The following is a 16589-nucleotide window of genomic DNA, read 5'->3' on the forward strand; positions in this document are numbered from 1 at the left end:
GGGAAGAAGTAGATAATATTCTACGGGAAAGTCACAGTATTTATGCTTCCAGTCTCTCCCTCCTATCTACTTCTAGGCTCTGCCTGGGAAGTTAATTAGCAGGTATCGAAATAACAAACCTACAAAAAAGGCAAGAAAATCATGTCTGTTTTGATTGCAGTAGAACAACTAGAAAAAGTCTTTAATCTCTCAGATGGCGGGACATACATAGCCCTCAAAGGCATCGATCTCGAAATTAAAAAAGGCGAATTTATCTCCTTAATTGGACACTCCGGCTGCGGCAAATCTACGCTGCTAAATATGGTCGCAGGTTTGGATATGCCGACATCCGGATTGGTGACAATTGAAGGGCAAAGAATCACCCAGCCAGGCCCCGATCGCATGGTAGTATTCCAAAACTATTCCCTGCTACCTTGGCGGACGGTCAGAGAAAACATTACCCTAGCCGTAGACTCGGTAATGAGCGGCTTACCCAAAGCGGAACGCCTCGAAATCATTCAAAAACACATCGACATGGTGGGCTTGACGCCCCACGCTGAGAAGCAACCCGCACTGCTGTCGGGCGGACAAAAACAGCGCGTGGCGATCGCCCGTGCTCTGGCCCTGCGCCCCAAACTGTTACTCTTAGACGAACCCTTCGGCGCTTTGGATGCTTTGACTCGCGGCAACTTGCAAGAAAAGTTGATGGAAATTTGCCAAGAGTACGAAATCAGCGCCCTGATGGTAACGCACGACGTGGATGAGGCCGTGTTGCTGAGCGATCGCATCGTCATGCTCACCAACGGCCCAGAATCGAAGATTGGCGGCATTCTCGAAGTAGACATCCCCCGCCCCCGCAAACGGATGGAAGTAGTCTCACACCCCAGCTACTACGCTCTACGTAGCGAAATGATTTACTTCCTCAACCAGCAGAAGCGCGTCAAAAAACTGCGGGCGCGGAAAGTACCCGCGATCGCCCGTCACGGCCTGGAAAAAGTCAACCTCGAACTCGGCTTTATTCCCCTCGCAGCCTGTGCTCCCCTCGCTGTCGCCAAAGAAAAAGGCTTTTTTGCCAAGCACGGCCTCGATGAAGTCCACCTCGTGCGGGAAACAAGCTGGCGCGGCATCGTAGACGGCATCGCCGCAGGTTACTTAGACGCAGCTCAAATGCCCTCTGGAATGGCGGTGTGGTTGAGCTTGGGGGGCCACCAAGAGAAGCCGATTCCGACGGTTACAGCCCTCACCATGAGCCGCAATGGCAACGGAATTACCCTCGCGAGACGCTTTTACGACCAAGGGATCTACACTCTGGCAGACTTTAAAAAAATGCTCCAGAGAACGCCCGCGCAAACGCACCGTATGGGCATCGTTCACCCTTCTTCGATGCACAACCTGTTGCTGCGTTACTGGCTGGCTTCCGGTGGCATTGACCCGGATCGCGATGTGTTGCTGAAAAATATCCCACCGGCTCAGATGATCGTTGACTTGCAGGGCGGCACTATTGACGGTTTCTGCGTCGGCGAACCTTGGAACTTGCGGGCATCGATGGAAGGAGTCGGCTTTACGGTGGCGACAGATTTGGAACTGTGGCCCGGACACCCCGGGAAAATTCTCGGAGTTCGGGAAGACTGGGCAAATGCTTATCCCAATACTCACATTGCTCTAGTCAAAGCTTTGCTGGAAGCTTGCCAGTATTGCGCCGATCCAAATCACGCCGCCGAGGTTTCGGAAATAGTCGCGGGAAGGGAGTACGTCGCTACTGATAAGAGTTACATCCAACTCGGCGACCCGCAATCAGTTGCTTGCAACCTCGATACTCCGATGCGGGAATACGCCCACCACTTGTTTTATGGAGAGGGGGTGAATCGCCCAAGCCGCACCGAACAACTGTGGCACATGGTGCAGATGGCGCGCTGGGGCGATACTGTGTTCCCGCGCAACTGGGTGGAAATTCTGGAACGGGTGGTGCGAGTCGGTGCGTTCAGCACGGCGGCGCGAGAGCTGGGGATGGCTGATATTAATTACACTCGGGGTTCTCTCAGCTTGTTTGACGGCTCGGTGTTTAATGCTGACGATCCGATCGGCTATCTCAACAATCTGGCGATTAAACGCGATTTCACGATGGCGGAAGTTGTACTCGATTCCGGCCGCAGAGCTGCTTAGAGCGGTTTTGAGTTGGATAAAAACAGGGTAATTGCTAATTGTTAGTTGTTGGTTTTTAGCTATTAATTGTTAACTGCTAATTCTACTTAGTAATTGCCTCTTCATTCTTCCCTATTGCCTCTTCATTCTTCCTTCGCAAATCACCCAATCACAATTTCCTAAACCCATGCTCAACACCACTAACAACCAGACAAACACCAAAACTCAAATCCAGCGGGGAAAAGGCCGCCGCCAGCCTTTTTTGGTGATGGACAATGTTTACAAAGAATATCCAAACGGTTACAGGGCTTTAGAAAACGTCAATCTTACTGTAGCTGAGGGAGAGTTTATTACTCTGATAGGACACTCGGGCTGCGGCAAATCAACACTGTTAAATATGGTGTCGGGTTTTAGCCATCCGAGCCAGGGCACCGTGACGATTAACGGGCAGCGGATTACGAAGCCGGGCCCCGATCGCATGGTGGTGTTTCAGGGTTACGCTTTGCTGCCTTGGCGGACGGTGTTTGAAAACGTTTATCTGGCGGTTAATGCTGTATTTCCGAATAAGTCGAAGGTAGAAAAAAATGCGATCGTCAAAGAGCATTTGGCGATGGTGGGATTGACAGAAGCTGCTGAGAAAAGACCGCCGCAAATTTCGGGGGGGATGAAGCAGCGGGTTTCGATCGCCCGCGCCTTGGCAATTCGCCCGAAAGTGCTGATTTTAGACGAACCTTTTGGTGCTCTGGACGCAATTACTAAGGAGGAATTGCAAGAAGAGTTGCTGAAAATCTGGAACGATCACCGCTGTACGGTGTTGATGATTACTCACGATATTGATGAAGCGCTGTTTTTAGCCGATCGACTGGTGATGATGACTAATGGCCCGTCGGCGACAATTGGCGAAGTTTTGGAGATTCCTTTCCCGCGTCCGCGCGATCGGGTTCAAATGATGGAAGATCCGGAATACTACAATTTGCGGAACTACGCCCTAGATTTCCTGTTCCGTCGCTTTGCACACGATCACGATGCCTAATCGGTTGGGAAATCAAAGTTAAACAGGAGAATTATGAGACTTCTCGAACAAGTTTAATTCTTGTGCGGAGTAGGCGTTGGGCATCCTGCCGGCCCAAGACGAGCTTTTTTGCAGAAGTCTATTGAAAAGTTTAAGCCCCAGTGTTCCCCGATGTCAGGGGAACATCGCTGCGGGCGCAATTTTCCCGATCGGGTTGGGTAAACTGAAGCTTAATGGTGGACGAGAAGTTTTTTCGGACGTTCGGATCTTTTTCCGATATTTTACGTCTACCAGCCAAGAGACCCGATTGCCTAGCTGTCGGTAAGCTGGCATGAACAGAGCCCACCTTCGATCGAGGGTGGGCTTCTTCTTGATGTTATTAACCGTTTGTGGGCGATCGGTGGTTGGTGCATTCCACCCTTGGAACTGGCACATAGTGGGACGTTGATTAGTGTTTGATGAATTAATGTTTTTGTCAAAATAGCGGTTTCCAGTTGAGTGAAGTACAGATACTCGGGTAGGGAAACGCCTGATCCTAAGTCCGGCGCGGGGTTCTGTGACTTTTAACAATTGGTATAAGACTGATGATTGTAGCCAGACTTTTTTAAATTTGTATTACTCAGGTTTGCACGGAAAACTCCTCTGGGTCAATGTCCCAATTTACCCAGCGAATTGCTTCTTTAGCCGTTAGCGAAGCCCTCGAAGAGGATCGCACATCAGGCGGCACGCGCAAAGCGTGAATGTGTCCCGTGCTCGGACAAGTCATTTTTAACAAATAAACTGGCTTTGCATTGCCCTCGTTATCAAAATCATCCTCAAACTCGATGCTTAATAAAGTGTATTCCTGCCAACTATCTAATTCTGTCACGGCTAATTCTTGACAAATGCGATCGTAAGTAATTCCCTGAATTAACGCGCGCCGAACTTCTGCATTCTGTTCCTTCAACACCCACTTAGACTGCCACTGGTGCGGGTGCAGCCTGCCGTACCATTCGGGTAAAATCACGCCGTGATAGGCGTAAATCGAAACACCGTCGGCAAATTGTACCGCTGGTTTTCCTTCGGCGTGCAAGCGGTGGTTGCTGTCAACGGAAAGTGCGATCGGCTTTTCACAGACAATGCAAACTTTGTCATAGGGATAAATCCAGCCGCAATCCCGGACAATCGATTGAAAAACAATCCAATTTCTGCCGTAAGAATGTGGTAAATTTATGACCGAAATGCAAAAATCCAACAAACTCCCATAAGCAGCCCACAATTCTGGTTGAATGCAATTACTGAGGTGTTTTCCTAATGTTGGCCGGATTTCTCCACTCCGCTCATCGATCACCTGTTGCGGTGGCAATTGGCTTGATATTTCGCCAGCTAAATAATTTCGCTCCGGCTCCCACAATTGCGTTTTCAGTTGAGTATAAAGTCGTTGTTCCAGTTGAGTTGGCAGTTGGTTTTGCAGTTCGGTTTCTAGTTGGCTTCCCAAATAACCCCGCAGTTGTTTTTCTAGCGGGCTGCGAAGTTTTGTCTCGAATTGGCTCCGCAGTTCGCTGCTGGGATTGTCAAATCGACTGACGATTAGATCCGCAGCTTCGTAGGGGCGATCTACAAAAATGATTTCCGGTGCTTTTTTGCCGATCGCACTGTAAGCCGATTTAATTGTTTCCTCCGCTTGCGAGCGATTTATCGGACCAGTGGAAAGCGAGATCGCTCTCCACTTTTCCCGATAAACTGGAATCAAAGCTGCTTGTTCGGGCGTCAGTTTTTTAACCTTAGTCTGCGACATACCTCCAACCTTGCGGCTCATATTCCCGCTGAATTCGCACCATCCAATTACCTGCGGGAATTGCGATCGCATGGTGTTCTTCGTGACTCAATAAAGCTGTCGGTGAAAGCACCCGCAAGTACAGAGTGCCGTCTTTTTCGTAAAGTTCAGCTTGTCCCTCAATAATCTGGTGAGAATGTCCGGTGACTTCACCTTCGGCGAGAGTTAGGTGAGGTTTTTTTTCTCCTTCGATTTTCGGTACGGGGGTGAGAATTACGTCACCTTGTCGGATGGGTTGCATAGGTTTTTTCTAAATTTTGTTTGCTGGTGTCGGTCGATCGAGCTTTTCTACCGCAACTCGATACTACACTTGTAATACATAGCTGTCAAGAGCCACAAACCAAATTCCATAACTCTTTGCTGCACTGACAGGCGTTATCTTCGAGGGTGAAAGTGCGATCGCAAACAGGAATGCTACAGTAGATGCCAGTTTCGAGAAAGTTTTAGGTTTGAATGCCTACCTACGCGCAGCTAGAGGGTTTGTATCGAATCAGTTATTACTTGACATATTTGGCATTGCAACCTATTCACCTCGTTTGTGTTAACGAGAGAAGCAAAAACTTGTTTGTATTGGCTACATATGACGAGGAAACGGAGATTGAAATTGATCCAAATGGGGAGGTATTTTAATGAGCCAAGTATACTATACTGCAATGTCATATGGAGAATTGAAGCGTTATTTTATTAAAAATCGCGGGGAGGAAGCTGCACTGCAAGCCTACTTATACAGGCGGAAAAAGCGCTCCAATTCAATCATAACAAAAGTGGGAGATTTGGATTTCGATACTAAGATTGAGGCAGCCATTCGCCAGCAAATGAAAGACGAGAAAGATTAGTCTTGTATCCTAACAATATATTTATAAATGGGGGAGCGAGCGCCCAAGCCACTTTTTCTCTAAACCGCAGAAATCCCGCGCCGAAACTCCTTAACTGCTTCCACCCTAGAAGCCATCAGCAAGCAGCGAGACAGCAGGTTGATGTCTAAACCGGGCAGAACTTCGCTTTGGTCAATTTTTTCATATCCGTGCGATCGCAAATGATAAAGGCCAAATACTCCATCCTCCCAAAACCAAACTTCGGGGACTCCCAAGGCTTGGTAAGGATTCAACTTGCTTTCGTTGCCGCTAGTAAATAAAACTTCGATCGAGAGGTCTGCAATACCTCCCGATCCTCTGCCAATTAAGTAAGATTGGTCTGCTTGTGCGGAGGCTTTTCCTTCTTTTTCCTGGGTAAAGCTTCCTGTGGTAGTAAAATCGATTTCTTTTTCTACAAAATACGTACCCACCAACAGGGCGATGACACCGCTGAAGACTTCATCTTCTTGCGAAACTGCCAAGATTTCTACCTGACCTTTGAAATAAAAAAGTCGGATGTCGGGGGAATCACAAAACCCCTGCTCGATTAGCTTGAATTGTTGCCAATCAATCCCGGAGTGAATTAAACGCTGGTCTTTTGGTTTGTCTAAGGTTGCAGTCATGGCACGACCTTCTTTAACTATATTTATAGCAATTTGAATTCACCCAAGTTTGCCAGCACATTTGTATGTTGCGTCTGAGCCAAAAAACCTGTTTAAATCGAAAGGATCGATCTCTGACACACCATACAAGTTGATTTAACTATTATATTATCCTTCAAATGCGGCAACCGAAACTCGATCGCGCCCTGCTTCTTTCGCTCGATAAAGCGACTCGTCGGCGATCGCAATTAGCTCCCCCGGCTGCGACTTCGTTTCCGGAATGCAGCAAGCTACACCCAAACTCAGCGTCACATATTCGCTGACAGCAGACTTAGCGTGAGCTATGTGCAAACCCCGCACCTGTTGTGCGATCATTTCAGCTACGCAAGTCGCACCTTCAATATCCGTATTCGGCAAAACTACTACAAATTCTTCTCCACCGTAACGCGCGACTAAATCTGCCGCTCGCTTTACCGAATGCTGGATCACCGCCGCCACTTGCCGCAAACATTCATCCCCCGCTTGGTGACCATAAGTGTCGTTGTAAAGTTTGAAATAATCAATGTCGCACATAATTAAAGACAGCGGTGCTTCTTCCCTCGCCAAACGCCGCCATTCCGTATCAAGGTATTCATTAAAAGAGTGGCGGTTTCTTACCTCAGTCAAACTGTCGTAATTTGCCAAATAATGCAAGGCTCGATTCACTGTTTCTAACTGCTGTTTCTGCTGCAGCAACTGACGGTTGAGTTCCGCCAACTGCTGTTCGGCTGAGTGCGAGCGCAACAAATTTCTCACCCTCGCGAGCAATTCCCTATCGTCAAAAGGCTTTGAAATATAATCGTCAGCACCCGCATCCAAACTTTCGATCCGAGATTCCATCCCCGATCGGGCTGTCAAAAAGATTACCGGAGTAGATTTCAATTCTGGCGTGTTCCGAATCTCCTTGAGCAAATCCAGGCCGTTTTGTCTGGGCATAACTTGGTCGCTAACAATCAAATTTGGCTGCAAACTTTTGGCTTTTTCTAAACCTTCAACCCCGTCACTCGCGACGGCGACTCGATAGTACGGACTTAATAAAGTTTGGAGGTAAGCCAGCAGAAAATTGTTGTCTTCTACTACCAGCAACAGCGGTAATTCTCGGCTGTCACTTGTTAATTCTTCCAGATGATTTTTGTCGTCAAAACTGTTAGGTTTCGGCAGCGCAGCCTGGGGTGTAGTCCCCCGGACATTTCCCGAACCCCACTCTCCAGAGCCGAACCCCGTCAGTCCAGCCAATTGGGCGATCGCGCTCACCAACTGATTCGCTTCCACCGGCTTCGACAAATGCCTCTGAAACCCCGCCTCCAGCGCTTCGGCCGAATCTTCTTCCTCAATACCTCCCGTCAGCGCCACGGCCGGCAGCAGTTCCCTGTGCTCGGACATTTCCATTGCTCTGATGCGGCGGATCAAATCGCAGCCGTCGGCTCCCGATACCGTCATATCGCTCACCAACACGTCGGGTCGCGACTGTTGCAACTCGGCCATCGCTTCGCAGGCGCTACCCACCGCTATTACCTTGGCTCCAAATGCTTCGAGGCCAGTTTTGAGAAATTGCCGGATTTCGGCGCTGCTTTCCACCACCAGGACTTCCTTTCCCGCTAGGGGTTTGGAAACCGATCCGGGTTTGCTTTCCTTTTGGGCGATCGCAGCAGTGCGATCGTCGGGTGCATTTTTATTGGCGCTCGGTAGCAGTACCCCAAAGGTCGCCCCCTGACCGAGGCCGGGACTCGAAGCCCAAACACTTCCCCCGTGCAGTTCCACCAACTGTCGCACAATTGAGAGCCCGAGCCCAAGCCGATTTTGTTCCTTGTTCTGGAAGCTGTCTGCAGGGCGGAAGTAGTCAAAGATGTGCGGCAAAAATTTGGGGTCGATGCCGCAACCGCTGTCGGTGACCCTAATCAACACGCCCGACTCAGTAGGCTTGATCCGCACTTGAACTGGGTATGGTGTCGATTCTGGGGTGAATTTGATGGCGTTGGCTAGGAGGTTCCAGACTACTTGCTGCAACCGTTCTGCATCTGCCAAAACGTAGCTGACGGCGGGGTCGAAATGTTTTTCTAGGCGGAGGTTTTTAGCATCGGCGGCGGGACGGAGGGTGTCGATCGCAGATTCTATGATAGACGGGAGGTGAACTGGGCCGATGTTGAGGCACACTTTCCCCCGCAGCAACCGCGAGAGGTCGAGGAGATTGTCTATTTGACGGTTTTGTAATTTGGCGTTGCGCTCGATGATTTCCAAAGCGCGGTTAGTGGTGGCTTCGTTTAAATTGCGCGATCGAGCTAACTGCGCCCATCCCAAAATCGCACTCAGGGGCGATCGCAGTTCGTGGGAAGCGATCGCCAGAAATTCGTCTTTTGCCCGGTTGGCTTCGGCTTGGGCTGCTTCAACGGCTTTGCGATCGGTGATGTCGAATCCGATCGCCAAATACTGACACGGTTTTCCCTTACAGTCCAACAGTGGAACTACTGTTGCGTACACCCAATAATCAGTTCCATTCTTGGCTTTATTCTTAATGTCTCCTTGCCAAACTTCACCTTTGGCAACAGTTGACAGCAGATTTTTGATTAATTCCGAAGATTTATATTCCGAATGGAGGATGCGGAAGTGGCTGCCGATTAGTTGGGCTTGGCAATAGTTGGAGATGGAGCAAACTTGTTCGCTGACATAGTTGATAATTCCTCGCGCGTCAGTCCTCACCGCAAGTGCCGATCGGTCGAGCGCTCTTTTAAAATCTAAACATTCTTGTAGCGACCAATCTAGTTCTTTTGTCGTAGAAAATTGACCGAGCCGATCGGGCGCGTTGTGTTGCTGGCGATCGGGCTTATCCTTACTCCGTTGTTGGATTTCCATTGCTTCTATTTTCCCCTGACGGCTGACACCTAATCTACTCGCATCCTGATTCATTATCACAATTTTCTTTCCCGCACCGGCGGGTGTAATATTTTGTATCTCTTCATCTTCCTGAAAAATTGGCAGGTACCACATCCACTCGGGAGTCAACTCAATTTTTGTTTATAGTTGCCTAAAGTTTGTCAATCTGAGGACTGATTTTTTCATATCTAGCCGATCATCGGCTGCTGGCTGATTCCTTTTTATCTTTTATCTTTTATCTTTTACTAGGGGGAATTACTGAGAAATTTATGGTGTCGATCACACACCGACAGTTGCATTCTTGTTTGAAACAGGTATCATAACCGTCAACTTTTTTCTCACAAATACTCCTACTATCTGGCACAAAGTCTCGTCTTCAGCAGGCTTTCGGGTCTGTGACAATCTGCCTCATCTGCACTGAAGGAGATATATGTGCAGGGCTATACAGTTCCCAAATCACGGGCCTGTTAAGGCGCACAAAGTCCGTGTCTGGCGATCGTCCGTAACTTCTTTTAAATTATTTTCTTCAACATCTTGACAGCTCTGTATATTTTTTGTATTATCAAATGTAATATGGTTTCCGAGAAGATAACCGGCAAACTGCCTTGACGCACTCAACTATTAACAATTTGAGGAAAATCGTCTGTGAATTTAGACGCTGTACGCGAGCAATTTGAACAAAGAGCCTTTGATTATGACGGCTTAATTCCCCGCCTCATTCCGCGCTATGGCGAGCAACACGATGTAATATTGCAGTTAATCCCTTCTGAAACTAAGGGTAACATAAAAGTTCTGGATTTAGGCGCGGGAACTGGCATACTGTCGGCTGTGATTCTGTCAGCATTTCCTCAAGCAAAAGTCCTAGCCTTTGACATGGCCCAAAATATGCTGAAAACTTGCCAAACTAACTTGTCCGCTTTCCGAGAACGGCTGACCTTGCAGCAAGGAAACTTTGCCGAAGATGATTTCGGCAGCGGTTACGATTTGGTAGTTTCAGGCTTGGCAATCCACCACCTCGACAGCCCAGGCAAACAACAGCTATTTCACAAACTTTTCCACTCGATGAATCCCGGGGGAATCTTGCTAATTCGAGATATTGTGACAGGTGCTACTCCCCGGCTGACTGAGCAATACGAACAGTTGTGGCGGCAGTACATGAAAGCTAACGGAGAGGACGATGCAGCCTGGTTTCAAAAATATCAAGAAGAAGATATTCCCTCCTCTGTGGAAGAGCAGACAAAGTGGCTTGCAGAAGCTGGTTTTGCCGACGTAGGATGTCACTGGCGCTATCTCAACTTTGCTATTTTTGGCGGAGTTATCCCAAGGTAGAAGGCATTAGACAGAATGCCGAGTTTTTGCTAATTATAAAAATATAAAGCTCGTGAAAAATCGCCGCTCAAACACTTTTTGATTCCCGGAGGTAGAACCTAATTTTGTAGGTGCTGAAGGGCGAGCTTTCCCGCTATAATTCGCGCGTAAGACCATTTTCTACGTCCAGGAATCATTTTCCGAAAACCTGTAAGAGCGGGTTCACTCAAGAGTCCTCTGGCAGTGCAAACATATTCAATAAACCCGCTCCCACCCGACGATATAACCCGCAACTGACATTTGCTAAAAGGTGATTTAAAATCTGAATAAATAAAGTAAAAGTATGAACGATTCTCGATTAGTAAAAATCAGCCGATATCTCAGCAAACACCTGCGTCACGCCCCCGGGTGCATCGGCATTGAACTCGCTCCCGGTGGCTGGATTCCTGTTAGCGAACTCCTCGATGCGTGCCAAAAAAATAACTTTCCAGTTCAGCTTGCAGAACTCAAAAAAGTAGTCGCGCAAAACGACAAACAGCGCTTTTCTTTTGACTCCACAGGCACTCTAATTCGTGCCAACCAAGGACACACAGTAGAGGTTGACTTGCAGTTAGAACCCGCTGTTCCCCCGGATATTTTATATCACGGAACAGGTAGCACTGCCGTCGAGTCTATTCTCAGTCAAGGAATTAGGAAAATGTCGCGGCATCATGTTCATTTGTCCGTAAATATCCAGACGGCGCGCCAAGTAGGTGCAAGACATGGCATCCCGGCAGTCTTTACTGTAGATGCCGCAGCTATGCAACGCGATGGTCATACATTTTACTGCTCGGAAAACAAAGTTTGGTTAGTAGATTTTGTGCCGCCCGCTTATCTAAAAATAAGTTGATAAATTTCAGTTTTTTTGTAGAATGTGTAGCACAAAAACTGTAAAATAAGAGTAAGTAGGAGTTTTGCAAAATGAGTGCGGAAGATATGGGCGATCGCGAAAACAATTTTCATCAAAACAATTCTCAAAATAGAGGTCTGCTAGGCTCGGGTTGGCGACCTTTTTATCGTCAATTTGATTGGGAACACCTGGTACATTTAGCGTCTAGCGACCCCCAAGAACTAGCTCAAAAAACTTTAGGTGCAGCTAGCGATATTGCCGACGCAATGGGACGACACCAATATACTTGGTGGGCCAATATTTTAAATGTATTTTCGGAAAATACTCGCTACGAAATTGATGAATTTTGGGATTACATTACTCCGCAGCCTGTTTACCCGGATTACCGCTACAAAGACGTTTTAGTTACCGAAACGCCTGTGGTGCAATTGGTCAGCCGCGCTAGCATTCCCATCGACTACGTTCTCAACAAACTCCAAGAAATTACTGTTTTCAAAGTTCTGGCTTTGCTAGGGAAACCCGATACAATTACCCAGTCTTTTATGGAGCGACATTTTTCTTATCCCCCGGAGCGATTTGTTAGCTGGGAACGCTTGGAAGTTTTGGGTACTGTTTATGCTTCTTGGGATCGATTCGGCTGCTGGCTACAAATTGACAGCTACGACAGGGGAAGACGCTGCTACACTCTAATTAGCCAAGATATTGCGCCACTCGTTAGCAAGGCAACTTATAATTTAGCGGTGATTCTGGGCGGGTACAAAAGCCGCGTCGGACAGGTTCACAGCCAGTTCCCAATTCGCACGTTTTCTGCGGAGGTTCAAAGTTTTACGGATACTGTTCAGCAGGCAATTTTGGATCAAAATCAGTTGGCTGTTTTGGTTAGTGGCGAACCGGGTACGGGCAAAACTGCTTGGACGCAAGCGGTAGCAAAGGAAATTTTAGTGCCGCTGGGTTATGTAATTTTTATCTTAGATCACGATGCTGTGGAAAATTTTGTGCCACCGAGTTATTTAGAGCGGATTTGTATTATTATCAATGAGGCTGATAATTTGGCTCAAGATCGATCGACTGCAGAAGCCCAACGCACTAACAAAACTGAACACATTTTGAGTTTGCTGGATGGAACTTTGTATCAAAGCGTCATCGACGAACACGGCATTCAATTTCAGCAAAAACTCGTAGTTTTGATGACTTGCAACACCACTGAAAGATTAGATCCTGCAATGTTACGGAAAGGAAGAGTGGATTTTACCAGTGAATTTACGCACAAATTTGTTTGAGCGCTCTCTTGCATTCTCAAGCTATCTGGCGATCGCACTGGCTACACGATGATCTCATACCATGTTCGATGTGGGATTTTCAATGAAAGAATTGGGAATGACTGAAGAAGCTCATGATTTGGATCGCGGGCATACAGTTGCATTCTTTTGGGGACTTGTATAAAATACCGAACAATCACCAGGAAATCTTCTGAATATCAAAGTGTGGGGGAAACTTTCTTGGGTACCTCTAGACCATTGCGGTCAATTATCGCCTAAAACCCTTTTTATCTCTCGTTTTTTGCCTAGTCTCGCTGCCCTCTTGCGCCCCGGAATAGTCGGGGGAGACAAGAGATCACTCCAGTCCCCTCCGACTATTATTCGGGGGGCGCCAGCGCGATCTATGCCTAATCGTCAAACAGCAACCGGGCACTAGCTTTGGTCTTAAATTGACACTAATGCCTATAGACATATCCCCATCAAAAATGATATCAATGATGGGTGATACCCTCTAAGGGTATCGTCCGAGAGAGCAAATCAGGGAAAAACAGCATTTTTGGTCTCAAACAGAATTTTTCAAACTTGACAGCTATGGAGGAAATCCCAAACCGTGCAAACTAAGCCAGTTCAGCAAAAAAGTCAGGGACTGGGAAGGTACGTTGACGGGACTTTCCCGATCGCCCAACAACCCGCAGAGGCAACCGTGTCCGAGAGTAAAGACAGATTTCGGCGGTTTGTGGAGCGCTCCGCCGAAGCCGTGGCAATGGTAGATTGTGAAATGCGCTATCTGTCGGTTTCTCGTCGCTGGGAAACAGATTGCGGGTTGGGCGACGGCGAGGCGATCGGCCGATCTCATTGGGAACTGTTCCCGAATCTCCCGGAATATTGGGAGCAAAATGCCCAGGCTTGTTTGACGGGAGTTTTGGAATACAGCGAGTTTGTGGCAGGGCGATCGCTCGCATCTGTATCAGGAAAAACCGCAAGTGGCTCTGTCAGCGAGTCGGTAAGATGGGTATTTCAGCCTTGGAAAAATAGCGAAGGTGCGATCGGCGGTTTGATTTTGTTGGCATCTAAGATAGGTGAGGCTCCCGCTCAAACCAATTGCTCTAATAAATTTCAGTCCGAGGTCAAAAGCAAGCAGTTAGGAACAATACCACAACTAACTCAAATTGCCCTCGAAAATGCTGCTGATACAATCTTTTTTAGTACCTCCGACGGTCAAATTTGCTACGCGAACAAAGCCGCTTGCCATCTTTTCGGCTACTCGGAATCGGAACTGCTAAACATGAGGGTTAGCGACATCGATTCGCATTTGCCAGCATCGGATTGGCGAGAACACTGGGCTCAACTCAAGCAGCAAACCAACCTCACTTTTGAAACCAGTTACAAAACCAAAGACGGCGCCAGTTTTTCCGTCGAAGTTAAAGTCAATTATTTAGAATACGGCGGCTGCGAATACCGCTGCGCGATCGCCCGCGATATTTCTGCTCGCCTCGCAGCAGAATCAGCGCTCGTAGAGGCTAAAGAGCAACTTCAAGCCGTTTTGGACGCGGTGCCGGGATTAGTTTCTTGGGTAAGTTCCGATTTGCGCTATTTGGGAGTAAATCGACATTTAGCTAGCGCTTACAAAATGCCCGCAGAACTATTTTTCGGTCAAAAAGTAGGTTTTTTAGAGACAAGTCCCAAATTTAACGATTTAGTATACGAGTTCTTTGCCAACCATAAAAAGAAAACATCTCAAGAAGTAACAGCGAGCATTAGAGGAGAAAATAAAACTTATCTAATAGTGGCTCAAAAATACCATAACAATACGGCGGCGGTATTTGTGGGGTTGGATATTACAGAAAGCAAACAGTCACTTTTAGCTTTGCAAGAATCAGAAGAACGCCTGCGACAACAAGCGGCTAAATTAGAGCAGACGCTGTTAATTTTGCAGCAAACTCAAACTCAACTGATTCAAACAGAAAAGATGTCATCTCTGGGGCAGTTGGTAGCAGGAATAGCGCACGAAATTAATAATCCAGTTAGTTTTATCTCCGGCAATGTCAGCCATGCCACTGGCTACATTCAAGAACTGCTGCGAGCGATCGACCTTTACCAAAAGAATTATCCCCATCCCGTGCCGGAAATTCAAGATTTGATGGAGGAATTAGACTTAGACTTCATCAAAAGAGACTTGCCAAAACTGCTAAATTCAATGAAAGTGGGTTCCGAAAGGATTCGCGATGTCGTGCGATCGCTCCGCTTGTTCTCGCGTACCGACGAAGCCCAAATGAAGCCTGCTGATATCCACGAAGGTTTGGACAGCACTTTGCTGATCTTGCAAAATCGCCTGCAAGCTAAAGGGGGACGGCCGGGGATTTCTCTAGTTAAAGAGTACGGAGATTTGCCGCGAGTTCACTGCTATGCGGGACACTTAAACCAAGTGTTCATGCACTTGTTGACAAATGCGATCGACGCTTTGGAAGAAGGGGGGAGAAATCCCGAAAAGTATGGTAAAATTCAAAATCCGTCTTACTTGTCTTCAGGCAGGTCGAGAGCTGAAGTATTCAATCCCGAAATTCGGATTCGGACTTCCGTGGTAGGGGAAAACGAAGTGGCGATCGCCATTAGTGACAACGGCCCTGGCATGACTGAAGAAGTCCTCGACTGCATCTTTGACCCTTTGTTTACCACTAAATGTCCAGACACGAGCACTGGTTTGGGTCTAGCAATATCCCAGCATTTAGTAGTAGAAAAGCACGGCGGTAAGTTGCACTGTGTTTCGCGTCCGGGAGAGGGAACTGAGTTGATAATTAAAATTGCGATCGGCAACGATTAATTAGCTATTTACAAATAGGAAATAAGATGGTAATTGAGTGGCTAAAATTTAAAGTACCTCAAGAAAAGTGGGAGCAGTTTATTCAGCGAGATCAGGAAGTTTGGACGGCGGGACTAAAAAGTTGGGACGGTTTTTTAGGCAAAGAAATTTGGGTAGATCCGGTGGAAAATGAGGTGGTGATGGTGATTCGCTGGGAAACTAGGGAGAAGTGGAAGTCTGTGCCACAAAGCACAATCGAGGAGTTGGATGCCAAAATGGGCGATTTGCAAATTGCGATCGCCGAAAGTCGCGAATATCAAGTCCGCAAGTTTTTGCATTAGTCATCAGTCATCAGTCATTAGCCATTAGTCACCATTTAGGAACTCAAGGATTGTGGGATTCTCTACCGACAGTTCCAGAGTCAAGGTGCTTGTTTATTCACCGACTTTTGGAGTGCTTATCAGAGAGTTTTTCCAAAAAAGAGACACCAATCAGTAGTCAAGGAAAGTGGCTAAACTTCCTATATAGAAAGATTTAACAATACGATGAGACAAAGAATATCTCGTTTAGTCAGAAAAACTCTTTCCTTTTCTAAAAGCTCTCCAATCATATTGGAGCAATCGGGTATTTTATTCATGAGTATAACGCCTGTTTATCTAGAGAGTGAAAGCCTTATTTTTTCATGACTATCCAGGACTACCCACTTCCGAACTAGAAAAACAAGTCATGTCATTGTTGACCACAGAAAACCAGCCAGTCAACTTCGCCAAATTGGTACAAAACGGACAAATATCATCATCATATTTGCTAAACGCATTGCAATCTATATCGCAGCGCGGCTTGCTCGAAAAACAGGAAAGTCTTTACACTTTGCCACCTGTACAGAAGCCATATATCAAAGAGACATCTCCGAAAACAATCAAAGCCTCTGTATAGTTAAGTTATAGGACATAAATGTAATCATCGTAAATTAGCTACTGTGTACAATAAAACAACACTTTGAGATATTTATTGTTGA

At 47.1% G+C, this 16589-nt stretch carries 15 protein-coding genes and 1 pseudogene; 11 read left to right on the top strand and 5 right to left on the bottom strand.

Annotation, left to right across the window (positions count from 1 at the left end; all coding sequences use genetic code 11):
• Window positions 1-141 precede the first annotated feature (141 nt).
• Window positions 142-2142 (top strand): nitrate ABC transporter ATP-binding protein, encoded by a 2001-nt coding sequence (locus QUA25_RS14070; protein WP_333038762.1) that lies wholly within the window; start codon window positions 142-144, stop codon window positions 2140-2142.
• Between the two features lie 166 nt (window positions 2143-2308).
• Window positions 2309-3154, top strand: coding sequence for a nitrate ABC transporter ATP-binding protein (locus QUA25_RS14075; RefSeq protein ID WP_333038765.1), 846 nt, complete (start codon window positions 2309-2311; stop codon window positions 3152-3154).
• 153 nt (window positions 3155-3307) lie between these two features.
• On the opposite strand, the gene QUA25_RS14080 is transcribed toward QUA25_RS14075, so the two are convergent.
• The 3 genes from QUA25_RS14080 to QUA25_RS14090 form a co-directional block, all read right to left on the bottom strand.
• A complete protein-coding gene (locus tag QUA25_RS14080; RefSeq protein ID WP_333038768.1) occupies window positions 3308-3568 on the bottom strand; it encodes a hypothetical protein in 261 nt (86 codons plus the stop codon).
• 184 nt (window positions 3569-3752) lie between these two features.
• Window positions 3753-4910, bottom strand: coding sequence for a DUF6745 domain-containing protein (locus tag QUA25_RS14085; protein WP_333038769.1), 1158 nt, complete (start codon window positions 4908-4910; stop codon window positions 3753-3755).
• Window positions 4897-5190 (bottom strand): hypothetical protein, encoded by a 294-nt coding sequence (locus QUA25_RS14090; RefSeq protein ID WP_333038771.1) that lies wholly within the window; start codon window positions 5188-5190, stop codon window positions 4897-4899. Before QUA25_RS14090 ends, QUA25_RS14085 begins: the two co-directional genes overlap by 14 nt.
• Before the next feature lie 212 nt (window positions 5191-5402).
• Here QUA25_RS14090 and QUA25_RS29480 point away from each other — a divergent pair, with 212 nt between their 5' ends.
• Window positions 5403-5579 carry a DUF6888 family protein gene (locus tag QUA25_RS29480; RefSeq protein WP_445242217.1) on the top strand — a complete coding sequence of 59 codons (177 nt, stop codon included), beginning with the start codon at window positions 5403-5405 and terminating at the stop codon, window positions 5577-5579.
• The gene (locus tag QUA25_RS14095; protein ID WP_333038774.1) at window positions 5579-5785 is read left to right on the top strand and encodes a DUF6887 family protein; all 207 of its coding nucleotides are present in this window, start codon (window positions 5579-5581) and stop codon (window positions 5783-5785) included. Before QUA25_RS29480 ends, QUA25_RS14095 begins: the two co-directional genes overlap by 1 nt.
• Before the next feature lie 59 nt (window positions 5786-5844).
• Here QUA25_RS14095 and QUA25_RS14100 read toward each other — a convergent pair whose 3' ends face one another.
• The gene (locus tag QUA25_RS14100) at window positions 5845-6426 is read right to left on the bottom strand and encodes a Uma2 family endonuclease (RefSeq protein ID WP_333038777.1); all 582 of its coding nucleotides are present in this window, start codon (window positions 6424-6426) and stop codon (window positions 5845-5847) included.
• Between the two features lie 147 nt (window positions 6427-6573).
• On the bottom strand, window positions 6574-9444 hold the full coding sequence (locus tag QUA25_RS14105; RefSeq protein WP_333038778.1) for a diguanylate cyclase: 2871 nt from the start codon (window positions 9442-9444) through the stop codon (window positions 6574-6576).
• A gap of 516 nt (window positions 9445-9960) precedes the next feature.
• On the opposite strand from QUA25_RS14105, the gene QUA25_RS14110 reads away from it, so the two are divergent.
• The 7 genes and pseudogenes from QUA25_RS14110 (at window position 9961) to QUA25_RS14140 (ending at window position 16507) form a co-directional block, all read left to right on the top strand.
• On the top strand, window positions 9961-10644 hold the full coding sequence (locus QUA25_RS14110; RefSeq protein ID WP_333038779.1) for a class I SAM-dependent methyltransferase: 684 nt from the start codon (window positions 9961-9963) through the stop codon (window positions 10642-10644).
• A gap of 322 nt (window positions 10645-10966) precedes the next feature.
• On the top strand, window positions 10967-11512 hold the full coding sequence (locus QUA25_RS14115) for an RNA 2'-phosphotransferase (protein WP_333038781.1): 546 nt from the start codon (window positions 10967-10969) through the stop codon (window positions 11510-11512).
• A gap of 71 nt (window positions 11513-11583) precedes the next feature.
• A complete protein-coding gene (locus tag QUA25_RS14120; protein ID WP_333038783.1) occupies window positions 11584-12792 on the top strand; it encodes an AAA family ATPase in 1209 nt (402 codons plus the stop codon).
• 589 nt (window positions 12793-13381) lie between these two features.
• Window positions 13382-15592: a PAS domain S-box protein gene (locus QUA25_RS14125; protein ID WP_333038785.1), complete on the top strand. Its 2211-nt coding sequence runs from the start codon at window positions 13382-13384 to the stop codon at window positions 15590-15592.
• 26 nt (window positions 15593-15618) lie between these two features.
• Window positions 15619-15912, top strand: a complete 294-nt coding sequence (locus QUA25_RS14130) for a TIGR03792 family protein (RefSeq protein ID WP_333038786.1) — start codon at window positions 15619-15621, stop codon at window positions 15910-15912.
• 50 nt (window positions 15913-15962) lie between these two features.
• Window positions 15963-16238: pseudogene (locus QUA25_RS14135) on the top strand (IS1 family transposase); the annotation flags it as partial.
• Between the two features lie 59 nt (window positions 16239-16297).
• Complete coding sequence (locus QUA25_RS14140) at window positions 16298-16507, top strand: hypothetical protein (RefSeq protein ID WP_333038788.1); 210 nt, start codon at window positions 16298-16300, stop codon at window positions 16505-16507.
• The last annotated feature ends 82 nt before the right edge of the window (window positions 16508-16589 follow it).

Source organism: Microcoleus sp. Pol17C6 (assembly GCF_036701145.1).
Classification (GTDB): domain Bacteria; phylum Cyanobacteriota; class Cyanobacteriia; order Cyanobacteriales; family Microcoleaceae; genus Microcoleus.

Coding starts and splice junctions, on each gene's coding strand:
- QUA25_RS29480 (WP_445242217.1), top strand. CDS start 5,403: ATGCCTACCTACGCGCAGCTAGAGGGTTTGTATCGAATCAGTTATTAC.
- QUA25_RS14080 (WP_333038768.1), bottom strand. CDS start 3,568: ATGTGCCAGTTCCAAGGGTGGAATGCACCAACCACCGATCGCCCACAA.
- QUA25_RS14115 (WP_333038781.1), top strand. CDS start 10,967: ATGAACGATTCTCGATTAGTAAAAATCAGCCGATATCTCAGCAAACAC.
- QUA25_RS14095 (WP_333038774.1), top strand. CDS start 5,579: ATGAGCCAAGTATACTATACTGCAATGTCATATGGAGAATTGAAGCGT.
- QUA25_RS14120 (WP_333038783.1), top strand. CDS start 11,584: ATGAGTGCGGAAGATATGGGCGATCGCGAAAACAATTTTCATCAAAAC.
- QUA25_RS14090 (WP_333038771.1), bottom strand. CDS start 5,190: ATGCAACCCATCCGACAAGGTGACGTAATTCTCACCCCCGTACCGAAA.
- QUA25_RS14140 (WP_333038788.1), top strand. CDS start 16,298: ATGTCATTGTTGACCACAGAAAACCAGCCAGTCAACTTCGCCAAATTG.
- QUA25_RS14130 (WP_333038786.1), top strand. CDS start 15,619: ATGGTAATTGAGTGGCTAAAATTTAAAGTACCTCAAGAAAAGTGGGAG.
- QUA25_RS14100 (WP_333038777.1), bottom strand. CDS start 6,426: ATGACTGCAACCTTAGACAAACCAAAAGACCAGCGTTTAATTCACTCC.
- QUA25_RS14075 (WP_333038765.1), top strand. CDS start 2,309: ATGCTCAACACCACTAACAACCAGACAAACACCAAAACTCAAATCCAG.
- QUA25_RS14085 (WP_333038769.1), bottom strand. CDS start 4,910: ATGTCGCAGACTAAGGTTAAAAAACTGACGCCCGAACAAGCAGCTTTG.
- QUA25_RS14070 (WP_333038762.1), top strand. CDS start 142: ATGTCTGTTTTGATTGCAGTAGAACAACTAGAAAAAGTCTTTAATCTC.